The organism is Leifsonia sp. EB41 (assembly GCF_041262565.1).
Taxonomy (GTDB): Bacteria; Actinomycetota; Actinomycetes; order Actinomycetales; family Microbacteriaceae; genus Leifsonia.
Map to the genome: position 1 here is coordinate 3,256,917 of NZ_JBGCCJ010000001.1, position 22,125 is coordinate 3,279,041.

Here is a 22,125-nt window from a genome sequence, read left to right on the forward strand (position 1 = left end):
GTTGGCTTCCGTCAATACGCAAACAACTCGTGAGCAGTCGGTGGAGCGCACGAGTGGATCAACGCCCATCGGGACGAAGAATCGCTTCTCGTCCGCGACCCAGCATCCCCTCTTCGTGGTCACAACAGCCCTGATCGCGCTCCTTGTGATCTTCGAACTCATCAACGGTCCGGCGTTCCTGTCGGCACAGAACATCCGAAACATGGCGCTGGCGGGTTCGATCATCCTGATCCTGGCCATCGGTGTGGCTTACGTCATCATCACCGCGGGCTTCGACCTCTCTGTCGGATCTGTCCTTGTGTTCTCTGGCGTCGTCAGCGTCGTGGTCATGCGAGCTGTGGGCGGGCAGGGGTGGGGCGCGGCTCTACTGGGCTTTGGCGTGGCCGTTCTGGTCGGCGCGCTTGTGGGAGCGATCAATGGTGCCCTTGTGGCATACGCAGATCTAAATCCGATCATCGTGACACTCGGCACATTGGGCGCGGCGCTCGGTCTGGCACAGGTCGTGACGGGCGGCCAGGACCTCAACAATGTCCCGGCCGTCATGATGGATTTTGGAGTGGGAAGGCTGTTCGGGGTCCCGTGGGTGGTGATCGCCGCCGGCGTCGTGGCCCTGGTCGCTGGCATCGCGCTGCACTACACCGCATTCGGACGTCACACGTTCGCTATCGGTTCCAACAAGGAAGCGGCCGTACGTGCGGGCATCCGAGTCCGTTCCCATCTCGCCGGGATCTACATCATTTCCGGCATGCTGGCAGGTCTCGCTGGTTGGCTTTCGTTGGCAGTATATGGGACGACAAATATCGGGGGGCATTCCCTCGACGCATTGAACGCGGCTACTGCTGCCCTCCTAGGTGGAGCAAGCCTATTCGGAGGTATCGGCTCCATCGCAGGGACGGTACTGGGCAATGCAATTCCCGTTGTGCTCGCCAGTGGGCTAGTCATCGCAGGTCTTCAGACGTTCTGGCAGCAAGTCGTCACCGGCGTTGTGCTTATCGGCGCCGTGTACCTCGATCGTCTGCGCCGTGTTCGCCGCGGCCGCCGCCGTCGCGCCGACAAATCGGCCGGCTAACGACTTCGCCCTCGTGCAACCCGATCTTCGCGCCGAAGAACGCAATCACTAACGGAGGAATCCATGAAATCAACTCTCAGGACGCGCCACAGTCGCGCTGTACTCGTGGTCGCAATCACGGCTGCGATGGCGACAAGTATCGTCGGTTGTTCGTCGCAGGGCGGAGCGGCCACCTCGTCCGACGCCGTCAAGGGCGCCACGGTCTCGATCGTTGGTCCCGAAGCGGGCGATCCCTACTACCAGGAAGTCGCGTGCGGAGCTCGGACGGAGGGCAAAAAGCTCGGCATGACCGTCGGAGAGCAGCAAGCGGCGCAAAACCAGAGCCAGGCGTCACAGAACACCATCGTCCAGAACGTTCTGACCAAGAGTCCGAAGGCGCTGATCTACACGCCAGCCGACCCCGTCGCAGGAGGTCTGCCGCTTCGCAACGCGAAGCAGGACGGTGTAACGGTGATCGACGTAGATGCACAGTTAAGTGATGCGGGCCTCTATGACTCGTTCATCGCATCCGATCACTATCAGGGCGCTCAGAAGATCACCAAAACCCTGGTGGAACTAATCGGCGGGTCTGGAGAGATCGCCGCGATTGGTTCCCTGCCCAGCAACCCGATCACGCAGGCTCGCATCAAGGGCTTCCAGGACGAGCTGAAGAACTACCCGAACGTCAAAGTGGTGAACGTGTCGTACCCAGACCTGTCACCGGATGCGATCCAGGCAGACGCCGCTTCACTTCTGATCAAGTACCCGGAACTCAAGGGCATCTACACCACCAACTTCCTCAACTCGACCGGCGCCGCGGTCGCACTCCGAAACGCCAACCTGGTTGGCAAGGTCAAAATGGTCAGTTGGGACACCGGTGCCCCCAACGTCAAACTTCTGGAAGAAGGATCTGTGCAGGCAACGGTCGCCCAGCAGCCGTTCACAATGGGGCAGCTCGCGATTCAGCAGATCGCCAAGAAGTTGGCCGGCGGAAAGCCGGTCAAGACCGTGCACGCTCCGGTCTCGATCCTCACATCCGAGCAGGTGGACACACCCACCGGAAAGAAGCTTTGGTACAGCGGTACCTGCTCGGGGTGATCGGCAAATAGTGCGCACTCCCCGCTCGCTCCGGGCAGAACCCCCCTCTGCCCGGGGCGAGTTCCTCTCCGGGATCGAAGAAGAAGGAACATCGTGACGCTCACCTCGTACCTCAACAAACTGTCTGTTTCGGCCGGCTCAAGCATTGATTGCATGGTCAGCTCCGACTCAGGCGACGTGACACTGGAAGTCATTCGCCTCATCCACGGTGACAGGAACCCGGCAGGCCCCGGTCCAAAGGCCGAACTCGTCGAGGAGATCCCGACGGTACGTGTGCCGGGTGTCGAGCGCACGATCCACCTTGGTTCGTGCGTCGTAGTCACTGGGATGACACCACAAGCTGCGCGAGGCCTTGAACTTGAGGCTCTCATCAAACCGTCGGTCCCTCGCAATGGCCGCACCCAGGGCATCGTGACACTGCTCGACGCAGAGCATCGCCCGATTCTGGCTATCACGATCAGCGAAACCGGACGACTCGCGGTCCGAGACGACCTCGCGGCCGAGCCTGTTTGCGACCTCGACGTAGATTGGGATCCTCGCGCGTGGTATCGCATAGGGGTCGACACGGATTCGGAAGGATACGTTCACCTTCAATGCCAGACGCTGGCGCTTCGGAGCAACGACGTCGTTCGCACCGCCAGGGTTTCCGGGAAAACGTACCGACAGGCACAGTTCGAAGATGTCGTCATTGGTGCGGTCAGCTGCAGGAAGGTCGACGGTCAATGGCAACCGGCGGGCTGCTTCAACGGCAAGATCGAGAACCCAATAATCCGACGGCTCGGCGAATCCGGAGAGTCGAGAACAGTCGCAGACTGGCATTTCGAGCGGGAGCAAGCAAGCAATCACTGCGAGGACACCAGCGGCAACGGCAACCACGGCATCGTCGTCAACGCTCCCATGCGGGCGGCGACTGGATCCCGATGGCGCGGGTCGGAAATCGACTTCACCAAGTCGCCCAAGGAGTATGGTGCGATCCATTTCCATGAGGACGACCTCGACGATGCCGCCTGGCCAGTGAGCGCTTCGATCGCATTGCCGGATTCACTTCGATCAGGGGTCTACGGCGTCCGGTTGGCGACAGTGACCGAGACCGACGTGGTTCCGTTTGTGGTCCTACCAGCGGACTCGACGCCGCGCGCTCGAACTGCGATTCTGCTTCCCACGTTCACCTATATCGCATATGCGAACGAGCGGATGCTCGACCGGCTGGACTTCGAGGGCGATAGCCTCACGGACCATCCGGTCGTCCCAGGCTTCTACGATCGCGAACTCGCGCGCCACCCCGAATGGGGACTGAGTCTCTACGACGTGCACTCCGACGGCAGCACATGTGTCCACTCAACCCACTTACGCCCGATTCCGAATCTCCGCCCCGACTATCGAGCGTGGTTGCAGGACGCGCCGCGCCACCTCTCCGCAGATCTGTACCTGGTCGATTGGCTCACGGAGAAGCACCGTGAGTTCGATGTCCTAACCGATCATGATCTGAATGCTCAAGGCTCACGTCTCTTGGAGCCCTACGATCTGGTGATCACTGGAAGCCACCCGGAATATGTAAGCGAAGCAATCCTGGACGCACTCAACGCCCACACGGCCAGCGGAGGTGCCCTAATGTATCTCGGCGGGAACGGCTTCTATTGGGTTACGAGCCAGGACCCGACCCGTCCTCATCTGATCGAGGTGCGGCGAGGGGCCGTGGGTACCAGACCGTCTGAGGGTGCACCAGGAGAGGGAACGCATAGCACTACCTCCGAACCGGGCGGGTTATGGCGCTTGCGCGGTCGGTGGCCAAATGAACTGACCGGTCTGGGGATGACTGCCCAGGGTTGGGACAGGAAGGCTCCGGGCTACAAACGAATGCCTGACAGTTTCACTCCGAACGTGGCGTTTGCTTTTACGGGCATCGGCGACGACGAGATCATCGGCGACTTCGGGCTCATCATGAATGGTGCGGCCGGAGACGAGATTGACCGTTACGACATCGGCCGCGGCAGCCCCGAACGCGCGTACGTGCTTGCGACATCCACCGGGCACAGCGATTACTACCAGCTCGCCGGAGAAGACGTCATGGCCTCGCGTGCTGGTCTCGGAGGTACCGAGTGTCCCGATGTGCGTTCGGACATCACGCTCTTCTATACGGACGGCGGAGGTGCCGTGTTCAGTGCCGGGTCGATCTGTTTCACCGGCGCGCTGTCGCACAACGACTATGCGAACAACGTTTCCACTCTGGTTGGCAACGTCATCGACGAGTTCTTACGCGAGCCTCGGCGCAAGACAGCAGGTAGCTGATTCGCTGACAAGCGTCCGATCGAGTCGGACGAGCGGTGGCATCCGGTGCTTGGCGCGACGCCGGATGCCGCCAACCCGATTTTCATTAAAAGCACCGTGAAACCATGCCGACTTCGCCGTCGTGATTCCGCGCTCGCCGTACTTCGACGCCGCGGTGCCCCGGGCAAGAGGAGCCGCACGGAGGCGGCACTGTCATTGTCGTAGGGAACGCCTCCGGCGTGCTGTTCCGCCAGTCTTCTTTCCGATCCGGCAGCCGATCATAGCGAGCTCCACCGGCTCCGTTCCCTCCACGCGCTATTTGCAGACTCCACTCGCTTCGCTCCCTGCACTTAGCAACCGCTCCCTCCGGGCACTGCGCTGCCTCCACGCGCTCTCGATCTCTGTGCCGGAACGGCAAGAAAAACGATCAGGAGCAGGGAGTGATCAGGGTGTGGGTATTCATCATCGATACGAGAAACATGGGCCCGGAACTGCAGGGCGGGATGATAGGCGTGGCCGGGTCTGCGCACCCTTCCGCGGCGGAGAAGCGGGAGTGCGTGGAGACGGTCAGCGGGTGGGCGGTGGATGGTTGGGCGATCGCTGCCGATCTGCATACTGTGATCGGTCGGCTGGCGGCGATGACGGCGGAGACGGCATGTGTGCCGTTCGTGTCCTTCGACCGTGTCATTCAGCAGAGTGAAGGTCCGGCGATCGCGCTGCAGGCCCCACGGTCGCCCGTTCGCGGCATTGGGTGATCCCGCCCCGACGCGAGGATGCGGGTCCGGCCGAGGCGGGACCCGCATCCTTCACGTTCTACTCTGTGGCGGCAGGCCGAGCTGCGTCGGCGATCTCGGCGTCGTAGTCAGCGGACGTCTCGCCGATGACGATCCGTTCGACGTCGCTGAGGCTGTACCCCCAGCCGGCGAGCTGGGTGAAGTAGTCTGTGTCATTAGGGGAGGGGGAGCGCCAGGTCTGCTTGCTGATGACGGACTCGCAAGCTCCCAGCACGACCGCAAGGGCGACGTGCAGTGCTTTGGCGGGCGTCTGCTCGATGAGGGCGGCGAGCTTGTCGGCTTCGAAGTAGCCGGACGGGTCGAGCCCGAGCAGCTGGTGGGCAAGCTCGTTGCCCTCCCGGGTGGCGGAGCTGACTGCCTGTCGGTGGATCGTGAGTGCCCGCGCGATCACCACCGCCGTGTCCTTGGGCAGGGCCTTGCGGGACAGCAGCGCGGTGAGCCATTCGCGGCGGACGACTTCGGCGGACACCCACGCCTTGTTGTTGGCGATCAGGGTGCGGCGCTCGGCCTTCTGTTCCTCGGTCATCGGACCGGACTTTGAGGGGCTGCCACCGTACGTGTGGAAGCCCGCGGCCGTGGCGTCGCGAACGAAGTAGGTGACGTGCGCGTCGCCGTCGGCGTAAACCCGCACATGCGCGGCTCGCCCCTCGACGTTCTTCGTCAAGTCGGCGGTGACGCGTTGGTCGTCGGTGGTGAGGAGTTCGCTGATTCGGGTGTACTCGGTGTCGTAGTAGCCGGGGTCGGTGTCCAGGATCGTGTACCTGCGGCTCGCCAGTTCGGCTTCGGTGTGGCCCTTGGCCGCGGCGCGGGCTTTCTCGTCGCGTGCCCGTTGGGCCGCGTGCGCGAACTGGGCCGGGTCGGTGGTCGCGACCTGGATCAGGTCCGTCCTGATTTCCTCGTCGCTGTCGAACTCGATCAGCACCGCCGCCTGATCCAGCGTCAGTTGATGCTGTTGGATCGCGGAGGCCGCCACCTTGTTCTCGGTGACGGCGAGGGCGGTCTTGACCTCCTTCTGCTTGGTTCCGGTGCGGCGGGCGATCGCGGTGACGGAGAGCCCTTCGAACGCGAGCTGCCGGAACGCGGCGGCCCGGTCGCCGTCGGTGAGGGCTTCGCGCTGGTCGTTCTCGACCATCTGCTGCACGATCCGCTCCGCCGTCACATCGTCCGCCTCCACCAGGTAAACCGGGATGGTGGTCAACCCTGCTTCGCGGGCCGCGTAGACGCGGCGCTGTCCGGCACGGACGGTGACGGTGCTGTCGTCGCCACGGTGTCCGAGGACGGGGGTGAGGACCCCGTTCTCCTTGATGGACTGTACGAACGCCGGGGTAATGGGTGCGGATGGTCGGACGTTGTTCTCGATGGTGAGGGTGTGCGGGTTCAGGTGTTCGATGGTCCCGGCCACGGTAGTGTTCTCGCTCATGATTGATGTGATCCCTTCAACTGCTTTTGTTCGCCTGTCTGGCAAGGGGATCGAGGGTGAGTGGGAGCGGAGCGGAGTGCCGGGTCGTGGAATACCGCAGGGAGCGTCAGCGAGTGGAGGCTATGCCGCGAAAGCCCGGAACGCAGCCCGCGGCAGCGAACTACGATCGACCGGCCAGGCAGACGGACAACCCAGTGCGCACGGCGCCGCTCGCGGCTCCACTCTGGTGTTCACAGCATGAGCCGAGCCCACGCGATCTGCTGGTGTGGGCTCGGGGGGTTACTGGCAGCTGTCGCACTGCAGGTTGTCCTGCGGGTCGATCGTGGCCAAATAGTCGAGGGTATCGCCCTGGTAGTGGGCGTCACCGATCTCGTCATCGGTGGCGTGTTCATGGATCCAGGTGTCGGCGGTGGCGGGTTCTCCGAGTGCTCGGAGGAGGCCGGCGAGGGCTTCGACTTCGATGCAACTGAGCCGGGGTGCGATGTCAGCGGCGAGGTCGTGACTGCTGAACACGGCGGTGAAGTGGGTGAGCTCGTTGGTGTCGGTGATGAGGGTGCTCATGATCTTGTTCCTCCCTGCTGGTTGGTGTGCCGTGATGGCACGCAGTGCCGATCAGGGAGTCCCGTCCGGAGTGCCACCCGGCAGGGCGACGTCAGTCGGCCGCGTCAGGGGCTTGTGCGCAGGGCGGGCGACCGAACAATCGCCGCAGGCTTCGCGGCACACCGACCAGGCGGGGGTGGACCAGGTGCGCACAGGAATCAGGTCAGCGGCGACGCTCGATCGTCCGCGACGGTTTCGACCGGACGGCGTCCTTCCACACCCAGCCCTCGTGTACCTGGCCATCGCGGGCGGTGAACCGGATGCGGACGGCGTGCTCGTTCCACGCCACCACCTCGACCTTGGGGCGGACGACGGCCTCGTGGAAGCGAACGTACGCAACCGCCGGCGCTGGCGCAGCGGGGACGACGGCGGGGTCGTGCTCGAGGTCGACTTCTTGCTCGGTGAGCCAGACCGGTCGTGGTCGGGTGATCGCCTGTTCGATTGCGCGGTCCATCCCGGATCCGGGGTAGCGGCGGTTCTGTCCCACCGTCAGGCAGGGCCGACGTTGATCAGCACCCAGCCGGTGCCAACAGACTGTAACTGCATGGACCGAACCTCCGACGGATCCTGATCTGAAATCGCGACGACGGACCACCCGACAAGTTGCTCGGCGGGGTGGGTGAAAGCGTCATGGACCATGGTCGATCGGACCGGTTCAGCAGCGATGACCCGATAGCGGTGATCGCGCCAAACCAGTCGGCTCGGAGTCCGAGAATCGGTCCAAATGTGGACGATGTCAGCGGCGGGAACGATGCTCATTGCCAGTTCCTCCGATCGGGTAGCGGTGTCGGTGTTCACTGGTCACAATAGAACATATGTTCGAATGTTGGAGTGCCGAGTCATGAGAGTTCTGCAGGCCGGAGAACGGGTTTGGTTGGTTGTTGCGGACGCCGGAACGCGCATTCATTTCGTAATCGAGTACGGGCCGGCGGTGCACCAGCGTACCCACGAGACGCTGATGATGTATCGGGTCGACCACTTCACAATCAAGCGCGACGAGAGGTGGCCGCTCGGCTTCTACGATGAACTGCAGCAGGCGATCGACGCGTGCGCACTAAGCCTGGGCATGCCGAATTTCTTGACGCCGGTAACGGCGCCAGATGGCGCCGTTATCTCGGCGGAAGAGCAAAAGGCTCGATGGCAAGCTGGAAGAGACCCACGAACCGGAGGTCCGCGCCAAGACATGCTCACAGCTCCTCATGGAGCTCGTTGACCCGGCCAAGCGATCTCCTAGCTCTTTGGCATCTCGTAGGCGGGGCAATGAGCGTCCGCTGGCCCAGCGGTGTCAGCGGCGCGCTCTAGCATGAGATCCATGTCTGCTCACGAGAACGCCGCACCGCGTCGCGGATTGGGGGTTCGCGTCAAGGCTGCTGTCCAAGATCCACTTCGTCGCGAAGCCGGGAAGCACATCTATGGTGACCTTCGCATGACGGCTGAGCGAATCGATCGTTTTCGACGCGCTCACCCAGACGTTCAACGACAAGTCCTCGCCGAGCTTCAAATGCGAGCGGAGGCACGCGAGCCTGGTGCGCGGACGCCCGCGGCGACGACCCTGGTGGTCGTCGTCGGGACGAGTATTGCTGTCATTGCAGCATTTCTTAGCGCGTTGCTGGGCGGGCTCTTCACCACTCTCGCGCCCCTAGTTGACCCAAAGACCGGTCAGATTCATGGTGTCGTTGGCGCGACAGTAACTCAGACGATCCAGGGGTATTCGAATTCGATCCTCTGGGTTGCGCTGATAGCAGTGCTCGTGGGCATAGGCGGATGGATTTTCGCTCGCTTTCAGGATCACCAGCGGGCGGCATATCGCACCTGGGCGACACTGTTCCAGCAGGCTCTCGCGGAACGGCGCCGTGGGGCTGAGAGTCTCGGCCGCCCGCGATTGCGGCGGTCGATGAGACGACCGTTAGCTGGTAGGTAGGATCGATCCGGATCCCGTCGAGATCATCGGTGCTTGTCGTGCCCTTGTCAGGCGAGCGGTGGACTAGACGCACGAGATCCCCGGACCGCCGAGGCTTTGCAACCAAAGCTTGAGTGGGCAGCGGTGGGCGACAATACTTCGTGCGTCAGGCGCGCCCAGTCTTCTGCTGTTGCGTTCCGCGCAAGATCGCGTCACGCTGCGACTCGTAGCGACGTGCGTCTTCGGCTTTAACGCCCGTGCGACGACCTTCTGAGGACTTGATAACGAACGCTGAGTAGCCGCCCTCTTGTGCGTGCTTGTGCTGGTTCGCCTTAGCCATGCTCGTATGCTAGCCCTTCGCGCCGACTTTGAGCCGTACGAGTCCCGAGAACGTCAACACAAAGACCCCAGCCGACGCGATCAGCGCGATCCACCAAAACACAGTGTTAAAGATGTCCGGTGCTTTCATCACGAGCAATCCGCCGGCGATGACGAGAAGGATCGCTAGGCCGCCGGAGATAACGCGAAGTGGGAGAAGAAACCATCGAACAAATTCGCTCTCGAGTCCTCGCGCATTGAGCGCGATGAGAAGCGCCGGCACGAACAGGAGCAGAGTTGTAGCGGCATCGAGCCCGTCTCTGAGGTCTGTCTGGGCGGATGGCCAGAACAAGAAGATGCTGAAAAGGGCGCACATGGCTCCGGCGATCAGCGCTGTGCGACCGAGTGGGCCAGCTTCATCGAGCGCAAAGCGGACGATAGCTGGGCCTGCGGGCCTGTGTACATGGTCGTAATGGGCATGCACGTGGCCGACAGGTGTTCGATCGGTATCGAGCGGGTAGTATCCATTCTTGTCGGGAGGCATCTCGATTCGAGAGCAGAGCAGCCCGTCGGGTGCGTTCACTTCTAGGTGGTAGCTGCCGACGTATTCAACTGCGAATAGGTTGACCAAGAGTCGGATGGACTTGTGTCCGGTGCCCGCCCGGAGGCGTGTCCAGAACGCTACTGGCCACCGCCTCCACCACGGTGTGTCCAGAGAGGCGATTCCTGCCTCCCAGTGCGAGCTGTATTTGAGAACGGTACGAATCCCGCTGGCGCTAGCAGGAAGCACCGCTGCGAGGATGAAGTTGCTCGCTAAATCCAGGAAGATTCCGGCTGCCAGAACGTCAAGCTCAAGTTCCTCGATGAGGCTACGAGCAAGCTTTCTCGCCTCCTCTTCGGAGCCGCTCACGACGAGTCGAATGCTGTGCCAGTACTTTGCCGCCGCGTCTTCTCCATGCTGAAACTGAACCAAGAACGCGAGCGCAGATGCGGCCAAATCCGCATTCTCGGATGTACTCAGCACCGGCAGGGCGCGGCCGCTGTCGTCGCAGACGTCAAGATCCCTCAGTACTCGTTTGCTCATCAGCGTCAGCGGAACGTAGATCGAGCTCGCACTACCGCTCAGATCTTTCGTCCAGACCAGTGTTGGCGGGGTGCAATCAAGCGACACACGCCGACGACCGCGCTTTCCGGCGAACAACGAAACCGATTCGACCTTGCGGTGAATCCATTCGGGAAAATTGATGAGCGCGAGAACGAGCGAAGCGCCACGATCGAAGGTCTCGGCCGGAATTGCATCAAGCGCCGGCTCTTGGCCTGGGTCGTGGGCGTTCGCATCAGTGCGCTCTTCCGTCACAACGACGATCATGGCACCGGGACGAAAAAATGTCTGGATAGCGGCGGCCCGAAGCTTTGGCCCGCGGGCTGAGTCCAATCTCCTGGTTGACCCCGCATTTACCCCGCACATTGAGGCCAAACCAGAGCAGATCGTAATCGAGTCTGCGCAATTCAAAACCGCAGAAATCAAGCAAAACTAGTTGCACGCAACCATAGACGATCTATCGGAACCTAATCGTGGTTTGGGGGTCAGGGCACCATCAACGTCAACAGCTGGTCCCCGATGTCGGACCGGTTCGCGCTCGTCGCGTATCCGCGGTAGTACTCCGGCGACGTCGAGCTGCTCTGAACTCACAGCTCCAAACCTCAGAGCGCAGAATTGAGCCGCGAGTTCTCGTATTGAGAGATCTTTGCGAGGATCTCTTCGGCGAATAGGCGACACTGGGCCCGTTCAGCCTCGCCCAGTACTTCCGGGCGGCCGTGGGCGAGGGGGGCACGATACTGAGACAGCCCAGTCATTACGTTCCGCCAGTGCGCCTTATCGTGCGAGCTGAAGACGGGAACGAATAAGGCCCACTCCACCTGCATGATCTGCCAAAGATCTCCAGGGTACGTATAAGAGAGCCACGGGGCCTGCCGGGAAAACATCTTCGCGTCGCGGGCTTGCTTTGCGGTCGCCTCTGAGAGAGCGGTTTGGACGGCGGAATTCTTCTTCGCAACTACGCTGGCCCAGTCCTCCCCATACGCCTCGTTGAGTGTGTTGTCGAGGAGGCCTCTCAGGCGTACCTCGGCATGTCCCAAGACTCCCCAGGGATTCATGTTCCAGGTCCGGTGTCTCAGAGCAGCGCGGAAGTGCTGGTGCTCGGAGAACGAAACAGAACCATCCGCCAGGGCACCTGACGCAGGCACGATGCCCAGCAATTCAAGCTCTTGCCGCTCAAAGAGAAGGTCGTCCACGATCGGCCCAAGCACATACTGTGCTGCCGCGTCGATAAGCCGCAGGTCCGCGAGATGATCTACCACGCGCGACGCAATTCTGGCTCGCTCCATGTCGCTCGAGAGATCGGGAGAGATATCTGGCCGCGTCGTGAGCCAATACTTCGCTAGCGCAGGATGCCCGCCTGACCACTTTAGACAGTCGACTTTCTCTTCGTGGGTCAAGCCGCTCGTGCCCGGGCCCAGATCCTCGAGATCATCGATCTCAAGGCTGCCGAGATACTCGGTGTAGCACACACTCGCGAGGGTCGAGATGCCGGAGACCTTGGTTTCGATGGACTGCAATGATCGACGGGAGATCATCAGAGCAGTGCAATGAACAGACTCCGGGCGGTGGACTAGTTCGCGGAACAGGAGCAAGAAATCGAGGGCATCCTCAAACTGAAGCACACGATCGAACTGATCTAGAAGGAAGATGACATGTCGATCCGAAGATGTGAGATAAGTTTGGACGCCCCGCCAAGCGTGTCGGATAGACGCGGAGGCATCCTTAGCGGGATCGCCCGTGCACTTTAACCCAACGAGCAACTCTGTAAAGACTTCCTTGCCGGACGAAGTTGTTGAGAGGTCGACCCTGATGACGGCCTGGTCAGAGCTATCTAGGAGACCTTTCACTCGGTCACCGATCCACGATTTTCCGGAGCCGGGGCTCCCGTGTACGGCGACGTTTGCAGGAGCCGTAAGCAGGGCGCGCACTCGCTCGGGGAGGTTACTTCTACCAGTCATCGCTGATACCTCCGCAGGTAGTCGGCGTAGAGCAGGACACGGATGAATACCCCGTTTTCGTTTTGCTGAAGGACCCCACGAAGCAGAAGGTCATCGAGTGCCTCACTTTGCCTTGAGTCCAGCTGGAGGTGGTCGATCGGGACGGGACTATTTTGGCTGCCGGACAAAGCCGAGACTCTCCGCAGTACGGTCAGCGAACGTTCGGTGCCATCAGGCTCTTCCTCGCCCTCGACTCCTGATATCAGGGTATGGGTGTTGTCGGCGGTTACGAGGCAGTCGAATTTGTGTGCCTCGATGCGGTCTCGGCCAGCAAGCAGGCTTTCGACTGCCTCCTCGACATCGCTTTGAGTGACCTCTGACCGCCTGTGTGAATTCACGAGGGTAATCACCCGGTCGCAGAGGATTTGAGTGAAGAAGGGGTGACCGCCGGTGTACGAGGCGATCGTACTGAGTGCGTAGCCTGTGTATCGGCTGTTGTTCTCGGACGTTCTAATTGGCAGATCCGCCAGGCTCTGAGCTTCGTCCATCGTGAGATAGTCGAGCTTTCGAGTTGACATCACGCTGAACTCGTTGGGGTAAGACTCAAGGAATCTGGGCATAGTGTCCTGGCCAATCAAGAGTGCCGAGAACAATCTCGATTCGAGCAATCCCTTGAGTTGGCGCATAAAGTCTTTCAGCTCGTTGTGCTCCGACGGGTCGATGCCGCGGCGTCTCAAGATCTCGTGTACGTATGTGAACTCGTCGACGACCACCACGAACGCGATACCGGTTGAGCCAGTCGATCGAAGCAGTGATCGTCCAGCCTCCAAGGCTCTCTGGAAGCTTCGCAGGGGGCGGCTCTCGATCGCTGCCGTATCGGGCCATCGGTCGAGGAGCAACCGAGACGTCTCCGCCGGGAGAGCACGATCGATCTGGACGCGAAACTGGTCCAGAATCTCCTCAACGAAATCGATGGTCATGCTCCGACGATCGATGGTTCCCATTGACAGGGCTGCGACGATGGCCCTGTTTGCAAGCAAGCGCTGACTCACCTGCTCGAGGACGCTCGACTTTCCAGTGCGCTGCTGACCATATATCGCAAAGCAGGTCCCCCCTGGCGTCTTACCCAAATCACGCACTAGTTCGTGGACCAATGCGTCGCGGCCGAAGAACATCTCAGGCTTTGAAACAGGGAGACCGCCGGCATACGGGCGATATGGATTGGGTATCTCCGTGTGAGCTTCGTTGCCCTGAATGCTCAGCACAAGCGTCTGGCGCGTCGTTGTGCGGGTTTGACCGTCAGGCGTTCCATATCTGAGGTGCGCGTCCACGCGGATGTCAGCTCGCGCGCCCTGCTTGCGGTTGTCGCGGAGTCGCACCCTTACCGTTATGGTCTGGCCCCCGACAAGTCTCCGTATGGTTGGCAGCCGGCCGATAAGTCCGAGATTCCGATATTTATCGAGTACAAGCGTCACGTCGCTGAGTTCGGACGCGGACTGATCGAGGGTTACCCTGACTGGCAGATCGAATTCGTGATCGTCCCCTCGCGTGACATTCACTCGATCCCGGGTGATGATGAGCGGCGGGTGAACGGCCTTGGTAGCGATCCGTTGCCAGTGTTCTTCGTGTTCCGCAACCAGCTTGTCCAGTGCATTTTGAAGTGCGATGGTGAGCTTGTTGGATGAAGAGGAATATGATCTGGCGTTTGCTTCGCGGATTGCGTCGGCCGCGCGTTTCTGCGGGGCGCTTGCGCTCACGTGGTCATCGTAAGCCAATTGCTTTTCAACCATCGTCGCAACTTTGAGGACGGCTTCCGTGCGTCGTCTGTTTAGTGTTGACGAAACTTCGCTTAGGGCAGCTTCGAGTTCTACTCGCAGCAATTTCGCACGTGCAACGGACCGCGGTTCAGTGGCTAGTGCTTCGAGAGTGCGGTTAATCGCACGCCCGATGTCCGCTTGTGTCCGTCGGTCGCCTTCCTGGGGCCGAAGCGCCGATGGCACGAGCTCGTTCGCCTTTTCTGCGGGGCTGATGCTCACCAAAGCATTGAGAGGAACCACAATTTCGCGGCCGTCAAGCATCAGTAGGTGGACCTCGGCTTCGTTGAAGCTCGTTACCTTCGCTCTAACACGATATGTCGAGCGCACCCCAGACAACTCGAACTCGGCATGTAGCCCCGACGTCAAGTACTGGTGGCCTATCAAACTGTCTCCTTTGCCCCGGAGGAGTAATGGACACTCCGTCAGAGCATTCGCGTTCCCTCAAGCTTGGACGTACCGCTGAGGCCTGGCAGGCCAAGGCGGTGCATGCCGGTTACCTATGCCGCTCGAGATAGCGATCTATAAGGCATGTTCATGCTTTCAGAAATGAGACAGACTCTTCTAACCCCCCAAATGGTTACTTCCTATCAACTAAGCCCCATGCGTCGAGGTGAGATTCCTCGCCTCACGTCGGATAACTCTCCTCAAAAGCTCGATCAGCGTCCGCCGAGATGGACTCCAGGGTCGAAATTGCGGTCGGATCTGCCGTGCCATCTGTGAGAAACACGGCGATCGCGTCCATCGCATCGCGAAGCACGCTGCGTTGTGCTGCCATTCCATCCTCGACTTCGCCGACCTGGACCAGGATCCATGTGTGATCAATCACACGAATGCTGAGATCTGCGAGACGCCTGAGATCACGGTTGGGCACCAATCGAAGTTGGTAATTGATCTTCTGAGTGAGGTCTTGGTTGTACGCGTAGGTGTCGTGGGTGCGCTGCCGCTGTGCACCGAATGCAGCTTCAAGTTCCGCAAATGCCAGAAGCAGCGACTTTGCCTGATCCATGGCTTCACGACGCTGCGCATCTGCTCTGGCCCGAGCCGCTGAAGACTCATCCGTGAACTGATCACGCCTCCACCGCGAATCCCGCAAGCGTTCAGCTCGTTTTTCCTCTTCCTGCCGCACCTTTGCGGCCAGGGCTTGCTCTTCCCTGCGGATACCGTCTTCGCGCTTTGCTCGCACAAACGCAATGACCGCTGCGACAATGCCTGCCACGATTGCTCCAACAATGCCGCTGAAGAGTTCGACCACGTTCGTGACGCTATCGGAGATTGGTCTCCCGGCGTTGAACTGCCGCCCCACTAGATTTCAAGCGAGTTGCGGCGGGATTTGGCCAACTCGACCTGCCCAATTGACTCAAACGCCTCCATTCGCGCGCCAACTCGCGGCTCCTTCCGGAACGTGTAAGTGAGGAGGTCATCATGGGGACTGTCACGCCATACGAAACGAGCGCGGGTCGACGCTGGCGCGTCCGCTATCGGACGCCAGAGCACCGCCAGACCGACAAGCGAGGCTTTAAGACCAAGCGAGACGCTGAGCTTTATCTTGCCAACGTGGAGATCTCGAAAGCGGCCGGCTCATTTGTCGATCCTCAAGCGGCACGGATCACGGTGGGGGAGCTCGCGCCAAGCTGGCTGGCGAACAAGCGTCAGGCGATGAAGCCTTCAAGCTTTCATTCGATCGAGACGTCGTGGCGCGTCTACGTCGAGCCACGGTGGACATCCGTCGCTGTAGGCTCCATCCGACCAAGCGCCGTTGCCCAGTGGATTCGCGAATTGGGCGAAGGCTCCGCCATTGCGAGTCCTCGTGCCGCGTGGACGGCCGACGCGTCGCGGCCGCGCTCTGCAACGGTTGTTCTTCGTGCGCTCGGGATCCTCGCCGGCATCCTCGATGTCGCGCTGAAGGACGGCCGCATCGCCAAGAACGTCGCCCGGGGTGCAGATGGTTCGCCACGCAAGCACTCGAACAAGCGCCGCAGGTACCTCAGCCACGAAGAGGTCATCAGCTTTGCGGCGGCCGCCGACACAGACATGCAGGCCACACTTCTGATGGTTCTCGCCTATTGTGGCCTCCGCTGGGCGGAGGCAACCGGCCTGCGTGTTCGTGACGTTTCGATGAAGCGACGTCGGCTGGAGATCAACCGCACCGCCACCGAGGTTGATGGCAACGTCGTCGAGGGCGTTCCCAAGTCGTGGGAGCGGCGCTCCGTCCCCTTTCCTGAATTTCTCTCCGAGCCCCTGGCGCGTCTCTGCGCAACGAAGGGACTCGACGACCTGGTCTTTGCCGACCGATACGGCGGCTTCCTCCGCCGTCCGAGCGCCAGCAAGAACAAGCGGTCGTGGTTCCTGACAGCGCTTGCCGGAGCCGGCCTCGAGCGCCTCACCCCACACGACCTCCGCCACACCGCCGCGAGCTTGGCAGTCAGCTCAGGAGCCAACGTCAAAGCCGTCCAACGAATGCTCGGCCACAAGTCCGCCGCGATGACCCTCGACACCTACGCCGACCTCTTCGATGACGACCTCGATGAGGTCGCGATGCGCCTCAATGAGGGAGGTCATCAGAAAAGTGTGGGCAAAGTGTGGGCACGAAGAGCCGAATCGGCTGGCTGAGGAAAGAGCAAAGGCCCCGACTTCCGCGTAATCACGCGGATCTCGGGGCCTTCGACCATCTGGAAAAATGGCGGAGAATGGGGGATTCGAACCCCCGAGGGCTTGCACCCAACACGCTTTCCAAGCGTGCGCCATAGGCCACTAGGCGAATTCTCCTGGGTCGCCACCACCCTGCGGGCGACGGCTCACAATATCTTAGCGGACGCCGGAGGCCCCGCTGTGCACGGCCTCCCAGTCGGACCCGCTACACTGGTTCGCGGCTCCCCACGTGGCGCCATCCAGGCCAACTCCCCCAGGGCGGAAACGCAGCAAGGGTAACCGGGCTCTGGCGGGTGCGTGGGGGGTCTTTTTCGTGTTCAGGCACCCGTCACACGCGCCGCGTAGAGTGTGGGCAGCACAGCAGCTGACCACTTGTTCTACGCTTTGTAGAATGACACTCCGACGAGTCGAGGTGCGGGTATGACCGAGCAGGAAGCCGTCGAGCACGGGATCGCCGAGCTCGCCTCCGAGGCGTTCGTCGTCGGGTTCCCGCTCGTGTTCGATCTGGAGCAGGTCGGGCGGTTCACCCACGAGGGGCTCGGCGCTGTTCCGCCGACGCCGTTCAACGCGTTCGGGCACGCGCGTGTGCTGGCCGGCCCGGAGACGACCTTCGTCTCGGTCAACAACGACACCCTGTACTCGATCGCGCAGCTCGACCTCAGCGTCGGGCCCGTCCGTCTCACCGTTCCCGCGGTCCACGACCGCTACTACGTGCTCCAGTTCGTGGACGCCTGGACCAACAACTTCGCTTACGTCGGCACCCGGGCCACCGGCTCGGCGGCCGGTGAGTTCCTGCTGGTCCCACCCGGCTGGGAGGACGAACGCGGAGACGAAGACCGACGCGAATCCACGGTCATCCGCTTCCCGACCAGGGTCGGCACGATCGTCGGACGCTGGGCGGTCGCGGGGGAGGACGACCTCCCCGCCGTGCACGCCCTCCAGGACGCCACCGCGCTCACCCCGACGCTCGAGACGTTCGCGCCGCCCACGGGCATCCCGGAGGTGCCGGCCGGCCCGACGGAGGCCCTGACCTTCTTCGAGCGGATGCGGGTGTGGTCGCGGGAGTTCCCTCCCGCCGACCACGACAGGGACGCGCTGGCGACCTACGAGCCGATCGGGCTCACGGGCGCGACGCCGATCGCCGAGCTGCCGGAGGACGTCCGCGACGCGCTCGAGGAGGGGTACGCGGTCGGCAAGCAGGCGCTCGAGTCGTCGCTGCACACGACCGTGCCGACCACCGACGGCTGGCAGGTGAACCTCCACGTCTTCGACTACAACACCGACTTCTTCGAGGTCGGCGCGCTCGACGGCCGCGGCTGGCAGCTCGCCGACCCGACCACGCGCTACGCCCGCCGGGCCGGCGCCGCCCTCGGCGGTCTGTGGGGCAACCACGGCTACGAGGCCGCGTATTTCCCGACCTACGTCGACGAAGCCGGCGAGCAGCTCAGCGGTGCCCACGTCTACCGGCTGCGCCTGAACCCGACCCCGCCCGTGCACGCGTTCTGGTCGCTGACCATGTACGACCTCCCGCACTTCTTCCTGGTGACGAACCCGATCGGGCGGTACTCGATCGGCGACCGGACGCCGGGGATCGTGTACGACGACGACGGCGGGCTGACCATCACGATCAGTGCGACCCGGCCGGACGACGCGAAGGCCGCCGCCAACTGGCTGCCGGCGCCGGAGGGGGACTTCCGGCCGCTGCTGCGGCTGTACGCCCCCGGCCCCGCCGTGCTCGAGGGCAGCTACCGCCTCGCGCCGATCCGGAAGGCGCGCGGCGACGAAGATCTCGATGACGGCACGAATGACCGAAGCACAGACGAGGAGACCCGCTGAAAGTGGCCCGTTCGCTCTACATCACCTCCGCGGAAGGACACACCGGCAAGTCGACGGTGGCGCTCGGCGTCCTGGAGTCGCTGCGGCACTCCGTCGAACGCGTCGGCGTGTTCCGGCCGATCGCGCGCTCCGCCGTCGAACGGGACTACGTGCTCGAGCTGCTGCTCAGCCGGGTGACCGCCGACCTCAGCTACGAGGAGGCCATCGGCGTCACCTACGACGACGTGCACGCCGACGCCGACGCGGCGCTCGGCGAGATCGTCCGGCGCTTCCGGGAGGTGGAGGCGCGCAGCGACGCGGTCGTCATCCTCGGCTCCGACTACACCGACGTGGGCAGCCCGACCGAGCTCGGCTACAACGCACGCATCGCCGCCAACCTCGGCGCGCCCGTGCTGCTGGTGCTGGGAGGCCGCATCGGCCAGGGCTTCGGCGAACGGCTCGGGCAGGCCGATCCGCGCTCGCCGGAGGAGCTGCGGCAGCTCGCGGAGCTGGCACTCGCCGAGCTGCGCCAGGAGCACGCCGGCGTCATGGCGGTCATCGCCAACCGCGCGGACGCCGACCGGCTCGACGCGATCGTGGCGGCCGTCAGCGACGCCGTGCAGGCCGCAGGCCCGGCCGCCGCCTCCGGCCCTGAGCTGCCGCCGGTGTGGGCGATCCCCGAGGACCTCTTCCTGGTCGCGCCCAGCATCCGCTCGATCATGGAGGTCACCGACGCCGAGCTGATCGCGGGCGACGAGGCCCTCCTGGCGCGCGAGGCTCTCGGCGTCGTGGTCGCGGGTATGTCGATGAACAACGTGCTGCCGCGGCTCGTGGAGGGCGCGGTCGTGGTGGTCCCCGGCGATCGCACCGAGGTGCTGCTCGCCGTGCTGATGGCGAACGCGTCCGGGACGTTCCCTTCCATCTCGGGCATCGTCCTGAACGGCGGCTTCGACCTCCCGGAGCCGATCGAGCGCCTGCTCGCGGGCCTCCGCTCGCCGCTGCCGATCGTCCGCACCCCGCTGCAGACCTACGACACCGTCGTGCGCATCACACACGCGCGCGGCCGGCTCGCCGCCGACTCGCAGCGCAAGTACGACACGGCGCTCGCGTTGTTCGAGCGGCACGTGGACGCGGAGCGGCTGCTCGCCCTGCTCGACGTCTCCCGGCACGCGGTGGTCACGCCGCTCATGTTCGAGTACGACCTCATCGAGCGGGCCCGCGCCGCCGACAAGCACATCGTGCTGCCTGAGGGGGAGGACGACCGCATCCTGCGCGCCGCCGCCACCCTGCTGGCACGCGGCGTGGCACGGCTGACGATCCTCGGCGAGCCGTTCGAGGTGCGGTCGCGCGCGATCGAGCTCGGCGTCGACATCGGCAAGGCCGAGGTGCTGAGCCCGTTCGACGACGTGCTGCGGCTGCGGTTCGCGAACGAGTACGCCAAGCTGCGCGCGCACAAGGGGATCACCGTCGACCAGGCCGCGGACACGGTCACCGACGCGTCCTACTTCGGCACGATGATGGTGCACCTGGGCCTCGCCGACGGGATGGTGTCGGGCGCGGCTCACACGACGGCGCACACCATCCGTCCGGCGTTCGAGATCATCAAGACCACCCCCGGCGTCTCCGTGGTGTCGAGCGTGTTCCTGATGGCGCTGGCCGACCGGGTGCTGGTCTACGGCGATTGCGCCGTGGTGCCGGACCCGACGGCCGAGCAGCTCGCCGACATCGCCGTCTCGTCGGCGCGCACGGCGGAGCAGTTCGGCATCGAGCCGCGCGTGGCGATGCTGTCGTACTCCACCGGCGACTCCGGCGCGGGGGCCGATGTGGACAAGGTGCGCACCGCGACCGAGCTGGTCAGGGAGCGCGCGCCGCAGCTCGCCGTCGCCGGGCCGATCCAATACGACGCCGCGGCGGACGCGGCGGTCGCGGCGGCGAAGATGCCGGGCTCGCAGGTCGCCGGCCGCGCCACGGTCTTCATCTTCCCCGACCTCAACACCGGCAACAACACGTACAAGGCGGTGCAGCGCAGCGCCGGAGCGGTCGCGATCGGGCCGGTCCTCCAGGGCCTCCGCAAGCCGATCAACGACCTCTCCCGCGGCGCGACCGTCGAGGACATCGTGGACACCGTGGCCATCACCGCGATCCAGGCGGCGCTGACATGAGCGCCGTCCTGGTGGTCAACAGCGGCTCGTCGTCGCTGAAGTACCAGCTCATCGACGCCGGGAGCGAGGAGGCGCTGGCCTCCGGGCTCATCGAGCGCATCGGGGAGCCCTCCGGCCACATCCGGCACACGGGACCCGGCGGAGACTGGGAGACCACCCTCGCGATCCCGGACCACACGGCCGCCTTCCGGGTGATGCTCGACGCCTTCGCCGCCGAGGGTCCGAGCCTGGACGAGAACCCGCTCGCCGCGGTCGGGCACCGCGTGGTCCACGGCGGCAAGCGGTTCTTCGAGCCGACGATCGTCACCGACCTGGTGGAGATCAACATCGAAGACCTCTCCGACCTCGCCCCGCTGCACAACCCGGCCAACCTGCAGGGCATCCGCGCGGCGAAGAAAGCGTTCCCGGAGGTGGAGCACGTCGCGGTCTTCGACACGGCCTTCCACCAGACGCTCGCGCCGGAGGCGTACACCTACGCCATCGACGCCGCGCTCGCCGAGAAGCACCGGGTCCGCCGGTACGGCTTCCACGGCACCTCGCACAAGTACGTGTCGGCAGCGGCGGCGGAGTTCCTCGGCCGGCCGCCCGCCGAGCTCAAGCAGATCGTGCTGCACCTCGGCAACGGCGCGTCGGTCTGCGCCGTCGACGCCGGCCGCTCGGTCGACACCTCGATGGGGATGACGCCATTGGAGGGGCTGGTGATGGGCACCCGCTCCGGCGACCTCGACCCCGCGGTGCTGCTGCACCTGGCCAGGCGCGCGGGACTCGGCATCGACGACCTCGACGAGCTGCTCAACCGGCGCAGCGGCCTGCTCGGGCTCTCCGGCCACGGCGACATGCGGGACGTCCGCCACGCCGCCGAGTCGGGGGACGCAGCCGCACGCCTCGCGCTCGACACCACCGTCCACCGGCTCAAGCACTACATCGGCGCCTACACGGCGGAGCTCGGCGGGCTCGACGTGCTGACCTTCACCGCGGGCGTCGGCGAGAACGACGCCCGGCTGCGCGCCGAGGTGTGCGCGGGCCTGGAGGTGCTCGGCATCCGACTGGACCCCGAGCGCAACGCCAGCCCCTCCCGCGACGCGCGGGTCATCTCGACCGACGACTCCCGGGTGGCCGTGCTCGTCGTGCCGACCGACGAGGAGCTGGAGATCGCCCGTCAGTCGCTGCAGGCGGTGGGCGCGGGCTGAGCGGACA

At 63.5% G+C, this 22,125-nt stretch carries 18 protein-coding genes, 1 tRNA gene and 1 other RNA gene; 10 read left to right on the forward strand and 10 right to left on the reverse strand.

Annotated features, from left to right (window positions below):
- The first annotated feature begins 1 nt into the window (after position 1).
- From ABH923_RS16170 to ABH923_RS16185, 4 genes are all read left to right on the forward strand, one after another.
- Positions 2-1,069, forward strand: a complete 1,068-nt coding sequence (locus tag ABH923_RS16170; RefSeq protein WP_370056409.1) for an ABC transporter permease — start codon at positions 2-4, stop codon at positions 1,067-1,069.
- 105 nt (positions 1,070-1,174) lie between these two features.
- Positions 1,175-2,146, forward strand: a complete 972-nt coding sequence (locus tag ABH923_RS16175) for a substrate-binding domain-containing protein (protein ID WP_370056410.1) — start codon at positions 1,175-1,177, stop codon at positions 2,144-2,146.
- A gap of 93 nt (positions 2,147-2,239) precedes the next feature.
- On the forward strand, positions 2,240-4,435 hold the full coding sequence (locus ABH923_RS16180; RefSeq protein WP_370056411.1) for a N,N-dimethylformamidase beta subunit family domain-containing protein: 2,196 nt from the start codon (positions 2,240-2,242) through the stop codon (positions 4,433-4,435).
- Positions 4,436-4,854: 419 nt separating this feature from the next.
- Positions 4,855-5,169: a hypothetical protein gene (locus tag ABH923_RS16185; protein WP_370056412.1), complete on the forward strand. Its 315-nt coding sequence runs from the start codon at positions 4,855-4,857 to the stop codon at positions 5,167-5,169.
- 58 nt (positions 5,170-5,227) lie between these two features.
- Here ABH923_RS16185 and ABH923_RS16190 read toward each other — a convergent pair whose 3' ends face one another.
- From ABH923_RS16190 to ABH923_RS16205, 4 genes are all read right to left on the reverse strand, one after another.
- Entirely contained in the window at positions 5,228-6,628 is a 1,401-nt protein-coding gene (locus ABH923_RS16190) for a ParB/RepB/Spo0J family partition protein (RefSeq protein ID WP_370056413.1), read from the reverse strand.
- Between the two features lie 279 nt (positions 6,629-6,907).
- Positions 6,908-7,189, reverse strand: a complete 282-nt coding sequence (locus tag ABH923_RS16195; RefSeq protein WP_370056414.1) for a hypothetical protein — start codon at positions 7,187-7,189, stop codon at positions 6,908-6,910.
- Between the two features lie 202 nt (positions 7,190-7,391).
- The gene (locus tag ABH923_RS16200; RefSeq protein ID WP_370056415.1) at positions 7,392-7,682 is read right to left on the reverse strand and encodes a hypothetical protein; all 291 of its coding nucleotides are present in this window, start codon (positions 7,680-7,682) and stop codon (positions 7,392-7,394) included.
- A 35-nt stretch (positions 7,683-7,717) separates the two neighbouring features.
- Entirely contained in the window at positions 7,718-7,987 is a 270-nt protein-coding gene (locus ABH923_RS16205; RefSeq protein ID WP_370056416.1) for a hypothetical protein, read from the reverse strand.
- Positions 7,988-8,069: 82 nt separating this feature from the next.
- Between ABH923_RS16205 and ABH923_RS16210 the strand changes: the two genes are divergently transcribed.
- Positions 8,070-8,441 (forward strand): hypothetical protein, encoded by a 372-nt coding sequence (locus ABH923_RS16210; RefSeq protein WP_370056417.1) that lies wholly within the window; start codon positions 8,070-8,072, stop codon positions 8,439-8,441.
- 853 nt (positions 8,442-9,294) lie between these two features.
- Here ABH923_RS16210 and ABH923_RS16215 read toward each other — a convergent pair.
- From ABH923_RS16215 to ABH923_RS16235, 5 genes are all read right to left on the reverse strand, one after another.
- A complete protein-coding gene (locus ABH923_RS16215; RefSeq protein ID WP_370056418.1) occupies positions 9,295-9,468 on the reverse strand; it encodes a hypothetical protein in 174 nt (57 codons plus the stop codon).
- Positions 9,469-9,477: 9 nt separating this feature from the next.
- A complete protein-coding gene (locus ABH923_RS16220) occupies positions 9,478-10,803 on the reverse strand; it encodes a hypothetical protein (RefSeq protein WP_370056419.1) in 1,326 nt (441 codons plus the stop codon).
- Between the two features lie 347 nt (positions 10,804-11,150).
- Positions 11,151-12,506, reverse strand: coding sequence for an AAA family ATPase (locus ABH923_RS16225; RefSeq protein ID WP_370056420.1), 1,356 nt, complete (start codon positions 12,504-12,506; stop codon positions 11,151-11,153).
- Positions 12,503-14,629, reverse strand: coding sequence for an ATP-binding protein (locus tag ABH923_RS16230; RefSeq protein ID WP_370056421.1), 2,127 nt, complete (start codon positions 14,627-14,629; stop codon positions 12,503-12,505). Before ABH923_RS16230 ends, ABH923_RS16225 begins: the two co-directional genes overlap by 4 nt.
- 298 nt (positions 14,630-14,927) lie before the next feature.
- Positions 14,928-15,554 carry a hypothetical protein gene (locus ABH923_RS16235; protein ID WP_370056422.1) on the reverse strand — a complete coding sequence of 209 codons (627 nt, stop codon included), beginning with the start codon at positions 15,552-15,554 and terminating at the stop codon, positions 14,928-14,930.
- A gap of 170 nt (positions 15,555-15,724) precedes the next feature.
- Between ABH923_RS16235 and ABH923_RS16240 the strand changes: the two genes are divergently transcribed.
- Positions 15,725-16,912, forward strand: a complete 1,188-nt coding sequence (locus tag ABH923_RS16240) for a tyrosine-type recombinase/integrase (RefSeq protein ID WP_370056423.1) — start codon at positions 15,725-15,727, stop codon at positions 16,910-16,912.
- Positions 16,913-16,980: 68 nt separating this feature from the next.
- On the opposite strand, the gene ABH923_RS16245 is transcribed toward ABH923_RS16240, so the two are convergent.
- Positions 16,981-17,068 (reverse strand) — tRNA-Ser (locus ABH923_RS16245).
- 99 nt (positions 17,069-17,167) lie between these two features.
- Between ABH923_RS16245 and ffs the strand changes: the two genes are divergently transcribed.
- The 4 genes from ffs to ABH923_RS16265 all read left to right on the forward strand — a co-directional run bounded on the left by ffs (position 17,168) and on the right by ABH923_RS16265 (position 22,118).
- An RNA gene (ffs, locus tag ABH923_RS16250) (signal recognition particle sRNA small type) lies at positions 17,168-17,264 on the forward strand.
- 107 nt (positions 17,265-17,371) lie between these two features.
- Positions 17,372-18,787: a DUF1254 domain-containing protein gene (locus ABH923_RS16255; RefSeq protein WP_370056424.1), complete on the forward strand. Its 1,416-nt coding sequence runs from the start codon at positions 17,372-17,374 to the stop codon at positions 18,785-18,787.
- A 2-nt stretch (positions 18,788-18,789) separates the two neighbouring features.
- Entirely contained in the window at positions 18,790-20,928 is a 2,139-nt protein-coding gene (gene pta, locus ABH923_RS16260) for a phosphate acetyltransferase (RefSeq protein ID WP_370056425.1), read from the forward strand.
- Positions 20,925-22,118, forward strand: a complete 1,194-nt coding sequence (locus tag ABH923_RS16265) for an acetate/propionate family kinase (protein ID WP_370056426.1) — start codon at positions 20,925-20,927, stop codon at positions 22,116-22,118. The genes pta and ABH923_RS16265 overlap by 4 nt, the downstream gene beginning before the upstream one ends.
- Positions 22,119-22,125 lie beyond the last annotated feature (7 nt).

Excerpts from the sequence above, each read along its gene's own strand:
- ABH923_RS16240 (WP_370056423.1), top strand. The coding sequence starts at position 15,725 with ATGGGGACTGTCACGCCATACGAAACGAGCGCGGGTCGACGCTGGCGC.
- ABH923_RS16255 (WP_370056424.1), top strand. The coding sequence starts at position 17,372 with ATGACCGAGCAGGAAGCCGTCGAGCACGGGATCGCCGAGCTCGCCTCC.
- ABH923_RS16210 (WP_370056417.1), top strand. The coding sequence starts at position 8,070 with ATGAGAGTTCTGCAGGCCGGAGAACGGGTTTGGTTGGTTGTTGCGGAC.
- ABH923_RS16205 (WP_370056416.1), bottom strand. The coding sequence starts at position 7,987 with ATGAGCATCGTTCCCGCCGCTGACATCGTCCACATTTGGACCGATTCT.
- ABH923_RS16190 (WP_370056413.1), bottom strand. The coding sequence starts at position 6,628 with ATGAGCGAGAACACTACCGTGGCCGGGACCATCGAACACCTGAACCCG.
- ABH923_RS16265 (WP_370056426.1), top strand. The coding sequence starts at position 20,925 with ATGAGCGCCGTCCTGGTGGTCAACAGCGGCTCGTCGTCGCTGAAGTAC.
- ABH923_RS16225 (WP_370056420.1), bottom strand. The coding sequence starts at position 12,506 with ATGACTGGTAGAAGTAACCTCCCCGAGCGAGTGCGCGCCCTGCTTACG.
- ABH923_RS16215 (WP_370056418.1), bottom strand. The coding sequence starts at position 9,468 with ATGGCTAAGGCGAACCAGCACAAGCACGCACAAGAGGGCGGCTACTCA.
- ABH923_RS16200 (WP_370056415.1), bottom strand. The coding sequence starts at position 7,682 with ATGGACCGCGCAATCGAACAGGCGATCACCCGACCACGACCGGTCTGG.
- ABH923_RS16195 (WP_370056414.1), bottom strand. The coding sequence starts at position 7,189 with ATGAGCACCCTCATCACCGACACCAACGAGCTCACCCACTTCACCGCC.